General features: G+C 71.1%; 7 protein-coding genes. 4 read left to right on the top strand and 3 right to left on the bottom strand.

Annotation, left to right across the window (positions count from 1 at the left end):
* Positions 1-834: tyrosine recombinase (locus GXY85_11420; protein ID NLW51431.1), on the bottom strand; the 834-nt coding region annotated here is incomplete at its 3' end.
* A 165-nt stretch (positions 835-999) separates the two neighbouring features.
* On the opposite strand from GXY85_11420, the gene GXY85_11415 reads away from it, so the two are divergent.
* The 4 genes from GXY85_11415 (at position 1,000) to GXY85_11400 (ending at position 6,584) form a co-directional block, all read left to right on the top strand.
* On the top strand, positions 1,000-4,083 hold the full coding sequence (locus GXY85_11415) for an SUMF1/EgtB/PvdO family nonheme iron enzyme (protein NLW51430.1): 3,084 nt from the start codon (positions 1,000-1,002) through the stop codon (positions 4,081-4,083).
* A 29-nt stretch (positions 4,084-4,112) separates the two neighbouring features.
* Positions 4,113-4,943 (top strand): phosphotransferase, encoded by an 831-nt coding sequence (locus tag GXY85_11410; GenBank protein ID NLW51429.1) that lies wholly within the window; start codon positions 4,113-4,115, stop codon positions 4,941-4,943.
* A 26-nt stretch (positions 4,944-4,969) separates the two neighbouring features.
* Positions 4,970-5,308 carry a cupin domain-containing protein gene (locus GXY85_11405; GenBank protein NLW51428.1) on the top strand — a complete coding sequence of 113 codons (339 nt, stop codon included), beginning with the start codon at positions 4,970-4,972 and terminating at the stop codon, positions 5,306-5,308.
* Positions 5,309-5,468: 160 nt separating this feature from the next.
* A complete protein-coding gene (locus GXY85_11400) occupies positions 5,469-6,584 on the top strand; it encodes an undecaprenyl/decaprenyl-phosphate alpha-N-acetylglucosaminyl 1-phosphate transferase (protein ID NLW51427.1) in 1,116 nt (371 codons plus the stop codon).
* Positions 6,585-6,647: 63 nt separating this feature from the next.
* Here GXY85_11400 and GXY85_11395 read toward each other — a convergent pair whose 3' ends face one another.
* Positions 6,648-10,352, bottom strand: coding sequence for a hypothetical protein (locus tag GXY85_11395; GenBank protein NLW51426.1), 3,705 nt, complete (start codon positions 10,350-10,352; stop codon positions 6,648-6,650).
* A gap of 57 nt (positions 10,353-10,409) precedes the next feature.
* Positions 10,410-14,603, bottom strand: coding sequence for a hypothetical protein (locus GXY85_11390; protein NLW51425.1), 4,194 nt, complete (start codon positions 14,601-14,603; stop codon positions 10,410-10,412).
* Between the last annotated feature and the right edge of the window lie 329 nt (positions 14,604-14,932).

Below are 14,932 nucleotides of genomic sequence, written 5' to 3'. Positions count from 1 at the left end.
GATTTCGGTGGTGGAGATATCGGCGTGCCCGAGCATGACCTGCACGGAGCGCAGGTCGGCGCCGCCGCTGAGCAGGTGCGTGGCGAAGCTGTGCCGCAGCGTGTGCGGGTGCACGGCGTTGCCCAGGCCGGCGGCGCGGGCGTGGTGGCGGACGCGGCTCCAGAGAGCCACGCGCGTGAGGCGCCGGCCGGTGCGGGTGAGGAACAGGGCGGGCTCCTGGGGGCGCCGCAGGAGCGCCGGCCGGCCGTGGTCCAGGTAGCCGCGCACGGCCTCGACGGCCCTGCGGCCGACGGGCACGAGCCGCTCCTTCATCCGCTTTCCGTAGCAGCGCACGAAGGAGTACTCGAAGTTGAGATCGCCGACGTCCAGCCCGCACAACTCGCCGGCGCGTGCGCCCGTGGCATAGAGTATCTCCAGCGCGGCCCGGTCGCGCAGCCCGAGCGGGCCGTCGCCCTGCGGGGCCTCCAGGAGCCGGTCGACCTGGTCGGTGTTGAGCACGTCGGGCATCCTCCGCCAGAGCCTGGGCGTGCGGAAGACGTGCAGCGGATCGGTCCGCACAAGCCCCTCGGCGAGGAGGAAGCGGTAGAACATCCGCACGGACACGAGGCGGCGCCAGATCGAGTTGGGCGCCAGGCCGGCCCGCCGGCACGCCTCGACGTAGTCGACCAGGCGCGCGGACGTGAGGCGCTCCAGGTCCCTGTCGTCCGCCGCCCCCATGCCGCGCAGGAAGTGGACGACGTCGCGCCGATAGGCGTCGATCGTATTGGCGCTCAGCCCGCATTCGGCGACGCAGTAGCCCAGGAAGAGGTCCAGCAGGTCGGCAGCAGCGCTCATCGGTCCGCCTCGGAGGAAACGTCGACGCCCATGGGTGCATCTTAGTTGCACGATTGGGGTGGAGTCAACCGGCCGCCGAAAGCGTTTGTCTTGTGGGCGGTCGTCGCATAGAATGATGACCGTTCCAGGGATGTTCCGAAGACACCGCAAACCGGGCAGCCACCCATGGTTAACGACAAAGAGACACCGACGCGCGTCGGGCGTTACGAGTTGGGCGATCGGGTGGAGGAAGGCGTCGAAGGGAGCCTGTACCGGGCCCGCGACACCGAGACGGGCGCCGCCGTGCTCGTCAAGCTGGTCAGCCCCCTGCTGAGCCGCAACCCCTCCTTCGGCCGCTACTTCTACGACAAGTGGGCCGACCGCAACGCGCTGGTTGAGCACCCTAACGTGCTGGAGCCGCTGCAGGTCGGGCGCGAAGGCGAGCTGCACTACGTGGCCGTGGCCGACGTCGGCGGCGTGCGGCTCAGCGAGCGCATCAAGGACGCCCCGCTGCCGACCGACGAGACACTGGAGATACTGCGGCAGGTCGCCGAGGGGTTGCGCGCCATCCACCGGCGCGAGGCGGTGCACACGAACCTGAAGCCCTCGGACGTCATCCTGACCACGGACCAGATGGGGCGGATGCTGGTCAAGGTCGCGTTCGTCGACCTGAGCATCGCGGCGGCCGAGAGCATGGTGTCGATCTTCGGGGAGCTGCAGGGCACGCCGAAGTACATGGCCCCGGAAGTCATCCGGGGGCGCCAGCCCGGACCGGAGTCCGACGCGTTCGCGCTCGGCGTGATGGCCTACGAGATGGTCACGGGCCGGGAGCCGTTCCCGGCCGACCACGCGATCGGCTACCTGTTCGCCAACTGCCAGGCGGGCCTCGATCCGGTCGAGCAGGCAAACGCCGACGCGCCGCACGAGGTCGCCCTGGTGGTCGCCCGGCTTCTGGCCAGGGACCCCGAGCAGCGCTACCGCAGCATGCAGCGCGTGATCGACGACCTGGACCGGTGCGCGCAGTGCCTGCGCACGGGGCACCTGGATTCGGTCCCCTTCGGCACGGATTCGGCCTTCGCGCGCCACTACAAGCTGCCGGAACCCCCTGCGCCCACCGCGCCCGGCCGGGCGTCCCTGCTGCAGAGCACGCTGGTCGTCGTCGTCCTTGCCCTGGTCGTGGGCGTGATCGGCTTCCTGATCGGCTCCGGGCACCTGCCCGCCGAATCCGGCGAGCCGCCCTCCCCCACGCGCGACGTCGCACCGACCTTGGGCGCTCCGGCCGATCCGAGCCTGGCCCGGCCGGCCAGTCCGGCAGAACGCGAGCGGGCCGCGCAGATGGCCTTCAACGACGCCCTGGCCCGCGACCGAGAGAGCTACAGCGCCCGCGGCAACTACGACCTGGGCGTCGCCGCGTTCCAGGCGGTCGCCCGCGACTACTCCGACACGGCCATCGCCGTGCGCTGCCGGGAAGAGACGGCCCGCATCTACACGGAATGGGCGGCCTCCCTGGCCGAGGCCGGAGACCATGCGGAGGCGGTGGAGAAGTACCGCCTGGCAGTCGGGCAGGTCCCTGCCGGATCGGAGTTCGCCGCCCCGGCCAGGCTCCGCCTGCCGGGCGCGCTGGCCGCCCGGGCCGACTCGCTCCTGAGGGCGCAGCAGCATGAAGAGGCCCTGGCCCTCTACGAGCAGATCACCCGGGAGCACCCGGGCAGCAAGGAAGCCCGCCTGGCGGCGGACAAGAAGCCGGAAGTGCTTTTCAAGAGGGGCTTCTTTCTCTGGCGCGACGCCGGGGACACCGAAGCCGCCCTGGGCACGCTGACGGCGCTGGTCGCGGACTACGCGGACTCCGACTGGAGCGTCAAGGCGCGTGAGACACTGCCCTCTCTCTACCTGGAAGCCGCCCAGGACAGCCTGGAGGGCGGGCGCCTGACGGAGGCTCGCAAGCAGCTCACGGAGCTGGCGCAGGCCTTTCCCGAAGACCCGGCGGCCGCCCGGGCGGCCGAGCTGGATGCCCAGGTTCTGTTCCGCCAGATGACGGCCGCCCAGACCGAGGAGAACGCCGCACAGGCCACCCAGCACTGGGCGGAGCTGCTGCGCCGCTACCCCGACGACCGGTGGACGGTCGAGGCGGCCCGCGTGCGACTGGCCATCCCGCCGCACGAGGGCACCCCGTACACCTCCGTGACGGCCCGCACGCAGATGCAGGAGGCCGGGCAACGGCGCGATGCCTTCGACTTCCGGGCCGCGCTCGGCATCCTCGAGGGCGTACTGCGCTACGGGCAGCCCGGCACCCCGGACACGGCCGACGCGCTGGCGCTGTATCCGCGCTGGACCTACGAAGCCGCCGTCTACGACTACGGCCGGGGGGCGCCGCAGGAGGCTCAGGCCACGCTGGCCGAGCTGTCCGCGCGGTTCCCCGGGACCTTGTGGGCGCAGCGCGCATCGCACGTCCTGTCCCAGTGGGAGGAACCCTCGCACGCCGGCATGGTCTACGTGCCGGAGGGCCCCTTCCGCATGGGCACGCCGAGGTCCGAGGTCATCGACCTGCTGCGGCAGTACGGCCCGGCTTCGCTCCTGGAGGACGTGGAGGAACTCTGGATGTTCGCAGAGATGTGCGGCCTGCTGGGCGAGACGCCCGAGCACCTGCGCACCGTCGGGGCGTTCTTCATCGACCGCACGGAGGTGACCAACGCGCAGTATGCGGAGTACGTGGCCGCCACCGGGGCGGCGCCCCCCTCCCACTGGCAGGGCAGCACCTGCCCGCCGGGGCTGGAGGACCTGCCGGCCGTGAACGTCACGCTGGCCGAGGCCCAGGCCTACGCGAAGTGGCGCGACTGCCGCCTGCCGACCGAGGCCGAGTGGGAGAAGGCGGCGCGCGGCGTGGACGGGCGGCGGTTCCCGTGGGGCCGCGTCTTCAGCGAGACCTCGTGCAACCACATGCGGCCCGAGCAGGCCGGCCTGATGGCGGCCGCGTCCTTCCCGAGCTGGGTCAGCCCCTACGGATGCATAGGGATGATCGGCAACGCGCGCGAATGGACTACCTCCCCCGTGACGGCCTACAAGGACAGCGAATGGCGGGCCGGGCCGGATGCCGAGGGGATGGTCATCGCCCGCGGAGGCGCATGGTTCCAGGAGGAGATCGCCCCGCTGCCCGCCCGGTGTGCGAGCCGCTACACCGTGGACCCCCGCCGGCCCGACCCGGCGACCGGGTTCCGCTGCGTGCGCGACGACACCGCCCTGCCCGGCGCCGGCGGCGCGGCCGAAGGCTGACGGGGCACAACGCGAGGGGACCTGGGGACATGGGCCCGGCCGGCACAGACTCGGTCCGCCTGGTCGAACACCGGGCCGGTCGTGTCCGCCTCTACCTGAACCCGGCGTGCGCCGGCGATGTCTCCGTCCAGGCGCTGGTGGACCTGCCCGGGGCGCTGGCCGGCCTGCCGGGCCGTGCCACGCGCCAGCGGGGCCGCGTCACCTCCTGGCGCTGGCAGCCCGACTGGGCGCCTCCCGAGGGGCTGGCCGTGCGCCTCTACGCCCACGGCGGCCTGCTGGGCCCGGCGCTGGGCACCGGATTCCTGGGCGCGGGCCGCATGCTGCGGGAACTGCGGCTGGCCATCGCCGCCCACGCACGCGGGGTGCCGACCGCCGAGCCGGTGGGCGTGCGCGTCCAGTGCGTCTGCGGCCCCTGGGTGCGCGCGCACTACGTCAGCAGGATCGTCCCCGGCGCACTCGACATGCTCTCGTTGCTGCGCTCTGCGCCGGAGGACGCGCCCCTGAGCCCGCCCGAACGCCGCCGCCTGGCCCACGCCGCAGCGGCCGCCGTGGCGGCCCTGCACGAGGCGGGCATCCGTCACGGCGATCTGAGCCTGGCCAACCTGCTCGTGCAGGGGTCGATGGACGCCCCCCGCGTGTTCGTCATCGACTTCGACAAGGCGAGCGAGCCCGGCGTCGTCTCCTGGCGGGCCCGCATCGGCAACCTGCTGCGCCTCAACCGCTCGGTCCTCAAGTGGCCCGCCGCGCGCAGCGCCCTGGGTCCGCGCACGCGCCTGCGCTTCCTGCGCGCCTACGCCCGGGAGTGTCGCACCGGTTCGGCGGAGGCCTGGTTCCGCGTGGCCCGGCGCTGCGACCGCTGAGCGGCTCCAGACAGGAAGGGGAGGAGATGGAGAAGGTCAACGCGGAGGAACTGGACTACCGGAACTCGGGGAGCGGGCCGAAGTACCTCTTCCGCGGCCCGCGCATCGACTGGGGCCTGATCCGCTTCCTGCCCGGCCAGGAACTCGGCCCGCACCTGCACCGACAGGTCGAGGAGACGTTCTTCTTCACCAGCGGCACGGGCGTCTTCGTCGCCGACGGGCTGGAGTACGACATCCGGCCCGGGGACGCCTTCCGCCTGGAGCCGGGCGAGGTCCACAACGTCATCAACACGGGCAGCGCCCCGCTGGACGGCGTGTTCATCAAGCACATCTACAACCCGGACGACAAGGTGGACGTCTCGTAGACGCCGCCGGCCGGCAGCAGGAACTCCCCATGCTCGAGCGCACATGGGAGGGGCTGACTCCCGTCGCATGAACGTCGCGGGTATCTTGCTTTCGGCAACCACCGGCCGTATCGTGAGGCACTGGAATGCCCGCAGAACGCCCCTGGGGAGGGAGACCCGCATGCGCGCCGTCCTGGCCGTCAGCCTTGTCAGTGCCTTTGCCGTCTGCCTGGCCCTCATTCCGGTCATCCGGCGCCTGGCCGCACGGGTCGGCCTGATCGACGTTCCGGAGGGCCGCAAGGCACATCGGCGCCCGGTGCCCCTGGGGGGCGGTGTGGCGGTGCTTCTGGGCACGGGGCTGCCCGTGCTCGGGGGCGGCCTGCTCTGCCACCTGTGGCACCACAGCCCCGGCCTGCTCCCGGTGTCGGCCCCGGCGGCGCTGGCTGCCGACGTCGCACTGGCCGCCGAGCGCCTTCCCCTGCTGCTGGTCGTGCTCGGCGGCGCAACGGCCTACGCCCTGCTGGGGCTCTGGGATGACGCCAGGGGGCTTCGGCCCGGCCGCAAGCTCTGCGGGCAGGTGCTGATCGCCGTCGCGGTGGCGGCCTTCGCGCCGGGCCTGCGCATCACGATGTTCATCTCGGCCGCCTGGCTTCACGTGGTCCTGACGGCCGCCTGGATCGTCCTGATGGTCAACAGTTTCAACCTGCTCGACAACATGGACGGCCAGTGCGGCCTCGTTGCCGTGCTGACCGGAGGGGCGATGTTCGTGGTGGCGCTCCAGACAGGCCAGCTCTTCATCGGCGGCCTGCTGGCCGCTCTGCTCGGCGCCCTGCTGGCCTTCCTGCTGGTGAACCTCCCCCCGGCGTCGATGTTCCTCGGGGACGCGGGCAGCATGGCCATCGGCTACGTGCTGGCGGTGGCCACGACGCTGACCACCTTCGTGACGGGCCGGCACACGAACCCGCTGTTCCCGGCCCTCGTGCCGCTGGTGCTCTTCGCCGTGCCGCTCTACGACGTCCTGAGCGTGGTGGTCATCCGCGTGCGCAAGGGCAGCCGCCTGATGCAGGGCGACCGCAACCACATCGCCCACCGGCTCCAGCGACTGGGCATGACCGAGCGGATGGTGCTCGTGACCATGGGCCTGATGGTGCTGGCCACGTCGCCGGGCGCCACGATCCCCTACGGGTCCTCCACCTGGCGCGTCGCGGTGCCGGCGGTCCAGGCGGCCGCCGTGATCCTGGTGATCGTGCTTCTGGAGTACGTGGGCGCCCGGCAGGTCGACGCCGAGGAGCCGTGAGAAACGGCGGACGCGCGCCCGAACGGCCCGCGTCCGCCGAATGCCGCCCTGCAGGGGGCGCCCCTACCAGCGGAAGAACCGGTAGGGATCATCCCACTCCTCCGGCACGTCCAGGTAGAGGCCGTCCAGCCAGCGCTGTTCGCCCTCGCCGACCGGCTGCGAGATGTGAGCGAGCATCGGCGTCCGGCCGGACGCGCCCATGTTGGCCAGCAGTCGGGTGGCGGTGTAGGAGAACTTGCGGAACGTCCGCTTGACGTTCATCTTCTCGCCCGAGTAGTCGAGCTGCCAGGGCGGAAGCTGGCAGAAGACGACGTTCGGGCCCACGTGGGCGAGCACGCCGTTGCCGAGCGGTGTCGCACCGCCCGTGACCAGCGGCAGCTCGCGCGGGTCGCGGTTGTGCACGTCGGCCGGCGAGACGCCCGCCAGCGGCGAGTCCACGCCGACCGCATCGAAGTACGAGTGCATGTGCTCGCCGGGCCGCGTGACGACCGGCTGGGGCAGCAGCCCGCTCGCCTCGTCGCCCGTCAGGCCGAGCGCCAGAACACGCCCGCCCGCAAGTGCCCACTGGCGCACGGCGGCCACGCGGTTGCCCAGATCGGCCATGGCGCCCGGACCGAGCACGAGCACCTGGTCCGCCGACAGAGGGCCGGTGAACGCAGCCGGGCTGATTCCCGCCGCCTCCAGATGCGCCCGGCCGGCCTCCTCGCCGGCGTAGACGACCGTCCGGCGGGCGGACGGCTGCCATTCGGAGACGTAGCGGACGATGTTCCCCGCCAGCGTCTCGGCGACCGGATCGCTCTCGGTGCGCCCGGTCACGTCGGTCTGGCAGAACAGGACCATCCCCTGCCCTTCGCGGTATTCCATCAGCGAGGCATACTGCAGGGAGAAGCCGCCGTCGAGGATCGGCAGGAAGTCGCCCACGGCCGGCTTCTCGATCAGAGCCGTAGCCACGTTGCCCCGGTTGCCGCAGCGCCAGACGCGCGGCACGCGGATCCCGCACCACTCGATGTAGTAGGGAGACCGCACGAAGTCGATGCGGGGAGGGACTGCGGTGGCCTCGCCCCGCCAGTTCCGCAGATGCCCGTCGCCGACGCCGGCCAGAACCGGATGGTCCGGCAGTCGCTTGTAGACCCACCGCAGCCCGTATTCCGTCACGCGGAAGCCGAACCGCTTCTCCAGCACGTCGCCCGTCTGCTCGAAGATCAGCACCTTCAGGCCGTCCCGCACACGGTCCAGGCCCGGAGCGGCATCCCCCAGCGTCAGGGCGTTCTTGCCGATGACCAGCACGTCGTACGGCGCCAGGTCCGCATCGGCGTCCACAACGTCGAATGCGACCTCCATGTCGTTCAGCAGGTCGCTCGTTTCCCCCTGCGGATCGAACACGGCGACCCGGCCGCCGACCCGGACGGCCCGGGGAGCCGGCACGACATCCACGGCGAATGCGTCGTCCTGCACCTCGCCGGTGTCGAACCGGACGTTCGCCGTCAACGCGTACTGCCCCGGGACCAGACCGGCCGGCAGGTCGAAAGAGAGCGGGATGCGCTCCTGCTCGCCGGTCGGCAGCGTGACGGTCCGGCGGCCGCGCACGGGGCTCGGCAGCGCGAAGGTCCATTCGCACTCGGCAGTCACGGTCTCGCGGGAGTTGTTGAGGACGATCAACTGCTTCTCGACCGTCTCGCCGGCCAGGAAGTTGTGGTCCTTGCTGGTGAAGGCGCCGGGGCGGCCGCCGATGTAGGCCAGCACGGGGCCGTTGTTGCGCAGAAGGGCCTCCCTGGAAAGCGGCCCCTGGAACGTGCACGGATCATAGGACGAGACGCCCCAGGTGCGGAAGGCCCGCATGTTGTCGGTGACGTACGTCGCGAACACCCGGTCCTTCTCCGGGTGGGGCCAGTTCAGGATGTGCGGGTAGTCCCAGCGCTTCCAGACTTCCCCCCGGCGGAGCTTGTCGGCCTCCCAACGGATGTTGGCCGCCTCGGTCTCGCTCAGCTCATAGGCCTCCGGGCCGTAGAACTGCGCGTTCCACTCCGCCTGGCAGAACTCCCAGGGCACGCTGGCGCCGCCGTAGGCGCGCTCGCCCTTGTAGTAGCCGCGGTACATGGTCCAATCCCAGCCCAGCGGCGAGCCGTACTCGCAGAGATGGACGGGCTTGACGCCCTCCGTGGCCCAGTGCTCGAACCAGTCGCTCATCTCCTGCGGGGGCGCCCAGTTCGAGTAGAAGTTGCTCGTGTGCATCGAGCCGAGGTTGCCCGACGAATGGTGGTAGACGATGCGGCTGGAGTCGAACCCGCGGATGACGGCCTCGGCCCTCAGGGCGTTGCGTGCGTTCCGTTCGCCGCCGGACGAGCGCGAGGACTGGATCCCGTCGATCATGTCGGGGTTCATGTCGTCCGCATAGCCGGTGCCGTTGTGGCTGGTCGCGTAGGAGACCACGGACGGGTGGTTGCCGGCCACGCGGGTGTAGAACTCGGCGTGCCGGGCGTAGCCGTTGGTCTGCTCCGAGTCTTCCGCGCGCCACTCGTACTGGCGGAAGTGCGGCTGCGTCAGGGCGATGAGCACGCCGACGTCGTCGGCCGCCCGGAGCACTCCGTCCAGGCTCATGTGGTCGCCCGGCGCGCAACCGAAGCCGCCGACCGCGCCGAAGGCGATTCCCAGGCTCTTGCGCGCCTCCAGGGTCTCCCGTGCGCCTTCGTAGGTCCACCCGGGCTGTCCGCGCTCGAACGTGAGGAAGATGCGCGTGCCGTTCAGGTAGAAGTAACGCCCGTCGATCCGGAACTCGCGGAAGCCGAACCGGTCCGGCAGGGCCTCGTCCAGCACGTCCCCGGCGCCGTTTAGCAGCGAGACCGTCACGTCATACTGGTTCTGCGGCGTGTGGATGTCCCAGAGCTTATCGGGAAGCCAGTCGTGGGTGACGCGGATGCGGCCGTCGGCGGCGTCCGCCCCGCCGAAGGGCTCGCTCGTGAACTCCCGCACGACCTCGTCCCCGTCCCGCACCTCCGCGCGCAGGCGGTAGGCGCCCGCCGGGTCGACGTCATGCAGCATGGTATCGAACGTGATCCGCCCCTCGCGCACGGACGTCTCCACGCGCATCGGGCCGACGCGCGCACCGCGAGGAGCCGCCACCAGGCAGACGTCTCCGCAGAGGCCACGCCGGGCCACGGTGCCCGCCACCTCGCGGGCCGCATCCGTGTCGTTGAAGGCCAGCATGACGGCCCGCAGGGGCACCGCCAGCACCAACATGCTCACCACGTGCTGTCCTCCGGGCCGGCACACGGCGGTCAGGTCCAGCTCGCCGGCCGGGAACTGCATGTCGCCGACCTTCCGACCGTCGACGTAGACGGTGGCGAACGAGTTGAGGAACTCGGCGGAGAGCGCGATACGGCGGCCCTCCCACTCGGCCGGGATGGGCACGGTCACCTGGTACCAGGCGGCCGTGACGTCGCGCAACTGGTCGGCGGACCAGGCGGGGTTCGGGAGGAAGTTCTCACCCCGGCGCCGGCTGTCGCGGCCGGACGGCCAGGGGGTGGGCACCCGCAGATAGCCCCAGCCGTCGGTCGGCACCGTATCGAGCGCCTCTCCGGCCGGCTGCCACTGCCAGAGCCCGCCCAGAGAGACGTGCTCCCGCGTAGGCGTGGCCTCCCGATGGGCGCCCTCCAGGGTCCAGGCGGCCTCTCCCTGCGGCAGTTCGGCCTGGGCCGCCGCCAGACCGGGGACTCCGAACGCAAGGACGGCACTGACAAGCACAACCCGCATGCACGATGTACTGCTCATCACGGCAACGCCTCCTGCTCAAGACACGACATTCGAGACCCGTTCTCGCCGGCTCGGTTACCAGCGGAAGAAGCGGTAGGGATCGTCCCACTCCTCCGGCACGTCCAGGTAAAGGCCATTCAGCCAGCGCTGTCCGGCCGGCTCTTCGGGAGCCGTCACCTCGGGTTCGTTCAGGAATCCGATGATGCCCCCCGAGCCGCGCAGGTCCTCCACCTGCAAGGCGATGACGTTCTCGCCGGCCACGAGGGTTCCGGCCGGCAGCCGATAGCGTCGCGGGGCCATCCAGTAGTTGGCCGGGTGCGTCTCCTGCGTAATGGCGCCGACGGGGTGCCCGTTCACGAACGTCTGGTCCTCGTCGTCGATCCCGCCGAGCACCAGGAACGCCTCGCCCCCGGCGACCTCGGGCGGCACGGTGACCTTCACGCGATAGAGGAACGTGCCGTCGTAGTTCGCCAGGTCCTGGAACTGGACCTCCCACGAGCCCGGCACGGCGATGGGGCGCCACGCGGAGTCGTCAAACCCCGGCTCGGTCCACCCCGCGGGTGCGTCGACATCGTGCAGCGCCAGCCCCAGCCAGCCGTCGGGCATGGTGACCGCCCGGTCGTCGCGCTCGACGCGCAGGGTCCCTCGGAACTCCGCCAGCGGGTCGACGCGGACCTCCAGCGGCGTGCTGAACTGCTCCAGAAGCGGCGTCGCCGCGGCCGCGCCCATGTTGGCCAGCAGCCGGTTGGCGGCATAGGACAGCTTGCGGAACGTCCGCTTGATGTTCATCTTCTCGCCCGAGTAGTCGAGCCTCCAGGGCGGGAGCTGGCAGAGGACGACGTTCGCGCCCAGATGCCCGAGCACGCCGTTGCCGACGCGCGTCGCACCGCCGACGACCAGGGGAAGCTCCCGCGGGTCCCGGTTGTGCACGTCCGCCGGCGAGACGCCCGCCAGCGGGGACCCCACGCCGCACGGCCAGAAGTAGCAGGCGATGTGCTCGCCGGGCCGCGTGACGACCGGCTCGGGCAGCAGCGCGCTCGCCTCGTCGCCCGTCAGGCCGAGCGCCAGGACGTGACCGCCCGCCTGCACCCAGTCGCGCACGGCCGCCGCGCGGTTGCCCACCTGGCCCGGGGCGCCGGGACCGAGCACGAGCACCTGGTCGGCACTCGGACGGCCGTCGAAGGCCAAAGGCTCCAGCCCGGCCGCCTGAAGGTGCGCCCGGCCGGCCTCCTCGCCGGCGTAGACGACCGTCCGGCGGGCGCCCGGCTGCCAGTCGGAGACGTAGCGGACGATGTTCCCGGCCAGCGTCTCGGCCGCCGGGTCGCTCTCGGTGCGGCCGGTCACGTCGGTCTGGCAGAACAGGACCATCCCCCGCCCTTCGCGGTATTCCATCAGCGAGGCGTACTGCAGCGAGTAGCCGCCGTCGAGGATGGGCAGGAAGTCGCCGGAGGCCGGCTTCTCAATCACGGCCGACGCCACGTTGCCCCGGTTGCCGCAGCGCCAGCCGCGCGGCACGCGGATGCCGCACCATTCGGCGGTGATCGCGTAGTCCAGATCGTGCTCGATGCGCGGAGGCAGGGTCGTCGCGTCCCCCCTCCAGTTCCAGAAATGGGGCCCGGACAGCCCCGCCAGCACCGGATGGTCGGGCACGCGGGGGAAGACCCAGCGCAAGCCGTACTCGGCGATCCGGAAGCCGAAGCGCCGCTCGAGCACCTCGCCCGTCTGCTCGAAGACGACCACCTTCAGGCCGTCGCGCACGCGGCGGATGTCGGGCGCCGGGCTGTGCGGCGTCAAGGCCCCCTTGCCCACGAACAGGACGTCGTACGGCGCCAGGTCGGCGTCGGCCTCCACGCGCTCGAACGTCACGCCGAGGCCGGTCAGCATGGCGGCCGTCTCGCCCTTGGGGTCGAAGACGGCGATCCGGCCGGACGCGCGCACCGGCTGCGGGGCCGCCATCACGTCGACGGCGAAGGAATCGCCCTGCGTCTCGCCCGTGCCGAACGCCACGGTGGCCTCCAGGACGTACTGCCCCGGGGCCAGATCGGCCGGCAGATCGAACGAGAGCGGAATGCGCTCCTGCTCGCCCGTGGGCAGCGTGATCGTCCGGCGGCCGGCGACGGCCTGCGGCAGGCCGAGGGTCCATTCGCACTGGGCGGTCACGGTCTCGCGCGAGTTGTTGATGAGGATGAGCTGCTTCTCAACGGTCTCCCCGGGCACGAAGTTGTGGTCCTTGCTGGTGAAGGCCTCCGGCTTGCCGCCGATGTAGGCCAGAAGCGGCATGTTGTTCCGTCGGATCGCCTCGGGAACCTGGCCGACGAAGTCCGAGGGATCGTTGACCGAGAGCCCCCAGGTGCGGAAGGCCCGCCAGTTGTCGGTGAAGTACATCGAGTAGACGCCCTCGCGCGCCGGAAGCGCCTGGTTGAGCCTGTACGGGTAGTCCCAGCGATGCCACCACACGCCCCGGCGGAACCGGTCGGCCTCCCACCGGATGTTCTCCTTCTCCGCGTCGCTGATGGCGTAGGCCGCCGTGCCGTAGAACTGCGAGTTCCACTCGGCCAGGCAGTATTCCCAGGGGACGACGGCGCTGCCGAAGGTGCACACGCCCTTGTACCATCCGCGGTACATGCTCCAGTCCCAGGGATACGGCACGCCGTATTCGTTCAGATGCACGGGCTTGACCCCGACGGTGGCCCAGTGCTCGAACCAGTCGCTCATCTCCTGCACGGGCGTCCAGTTGGCGTAGAAGTTGCTGGTGTGCATCACGCCCAGGTTGCCGGCCGCGTGGTGGTAGAGGATGCGCGAAGGGTCGAGGCGGTTGACGATGGCCTGCGCGCGCATGGCGTTCTCGGAGTTGCCGCCGCGCGTCCAGCGCGACCTGTCCACCAGGCCGTCGATCAGGTCCGGGTTCATGTCCTCGGTGTAGCCGCACGCGTTGTGGCTGGTGGCGTAGAAGACGACCGACGGATGGTTGCCGGCCACCCGGGTGTAGAACTCGGCGTGTTCGGCGTAGCCGTTGGTCGCCTCCGCGTCCGGAGCGCTCCAGTCGTAGTGCCCCATGTGCGGCTGCGTGAGCGCCACGAGCACGCCCGTGTCGTCGGCGGCGCGCAACGCCCCCTCGAAGCCCGTGTGCGCGCCCGGCTGCGCGCCGAACCCGCCGCAGGCCACGAAGTTGATGCCGACGCTCTTGCGCTGCTCCAGGTTCTCCCGCGCACGCTCGTAGCTTCCGCCCGGCCCGCTGCGCGTGAAGGACAGGAAGATGCGCGTGCCGTTCAGGTAGAAGTCACGCCCGTCGATCCAGAACTCGCGGAAGCCGAACCGGTCCGGCAGGGCCTCGTCCAGCAGGTCCCCGGCGCCGTTCAGCAGCGAGACCGTCACGTCATACTGGTTCTGCGGCGTGTGGATGTCCCAGAGCTTCTCGGGAAGCCAGTCGTCGGTGACGCGGATGCGGCCGTCGGCGACGTCCGCCCCGCCGAAGGGCTCGCTGGTGAACTCCCGCACGACCCCGTCGCCGTCCCGCACCTCCGCGCGCAGGCGGTAGGCGCCCGCCGGGTCGACGTCATGCAGCATGGTATCGAACGTGATCTGCCCCTCTCGCACCGATGTCTCGACGCGCACGGGGCCGAGCCGGGCGCCCCGGGGCGTGCCGACCAGGCGGACGCCGCCGCAGAGGCCGCGGCGGCCCACCTGCCCGCGCACCTGGTGCGACATGTCGCTGTCGCTGAAGGACGTCATGACGCTCTGGAGCGGCAGGGCCAGCACCAGCAGGCTCACGGTGCGGGTCTCGCCGGGCGGGCAGTGGGCTGTCAGGTCCACTTCGCCGGCGGGGAACCGCATCTGCCCCACCTTCTGCCCGTCCACGTAGACGGCCGCATACGAATGCAGATACTCGGCGGTCAGGGCGACCCGGCGGCCGGCCCATTCGGCCGGCACGGCCAGATCGACCTGGTACCAGGCCGCCGTGGCGGCGCCGAGCTGCTCGGCGGACCATTCGGGGTTCGGCCGGAAGCTCTCGGTGGGATCGGCGGCGCGCCGGCCGCCCGGCCAGGGGGTCGGCACCCGCAGGTGGCCCCAGCCGTCGGTCGGCAGGGCCTCCAGGTCGTCGCCCGCCGGCTGCCATCGCCAGAACCCGCCCAGCGAGATGCGCTCGCGGGTCGGGGTGGTGTCGCGGACAGCCTGCTCCAGGCTCCAGCCGCGGGGCACCTCGGCCGTCTGCGCGGCCGCCCGGCCGGCCGCGGCAAGCCCAAGGACCGCCAAAACGCCAGCCAACACAACCCGTCTCACCGATCCTTGATTCATCCCGGCACCTCCGCGGCTCGCGATACAGCTTCCCCGTTTCTTCCCATCGACTCGGTCGAAGTGCTTCCGGCGAGTGTACGGCAACACCCTCAGACGTTCAACGCGCGCCCCGCCTTGTGTCAACCGCAAATAGAAATGTCCGCTATACACGGCAGATAGAAATGTCCGGTTGTTACCGCAGCTATAAATGCGCGGGCATGTTCTGGTAGCCTTGGCGCCAGGGGTGGTCCGGCGCTGGACGTCGCCGCCCGTTGCGTGTTAGCTTCTGCGTGCCTTCGGGAGGACAGGGCTCCGCAGGAGTG

The sequence above is a fragment of the Candidatus Brocadiaceae bacterium genome (assembly GCA_012728835.1).
In the GTDB taxonomy this organism is placed as follows: Bacteria; Planctomycetota; Brocadiia; order SM23-32; family SM23-32; genus JAAYEJ01.
This window is presented reverse-complemented; position numbering and strand designations above follow the sequence as displayed.

Coding starts and splice junctions, on each gene's coding strand:
- GXY85_11395 (NLW51426.1), bottom strand. CDS start 10,352: ATGAGCAGTACATCGTGCATGCGGGTTGTGCTTGTCAGTGCCGTCCTT.
- GXY85_11405 (NLW51428.1), top strand. CDS start 4,970: ATGGAGAAGGTCAACGCGGAGGAACTGGACTACCGGAACTCGGGGAGC.
- GXY85_11400 (NLW51427.1), top strand. CDS start 5,469: ATGCGCGCCGTCCTGGCCGTCAGCCTTGTCAGTGCCTTTGCCGTCTGC.
- GXY85_11410 (NLW51429.1), top strand. CDS start 4,113: ATGGGCCCGGCCGGCACAGACTCGGTCCGCCTGGTCGAACACCGGGCC.
- GXY85_11415 (NLW51430.1), top strand. CDS start 1,000: ATGGTTAACGACAAAGAGACACCGACGCGCGTCGGGCGTTACGAGTTG.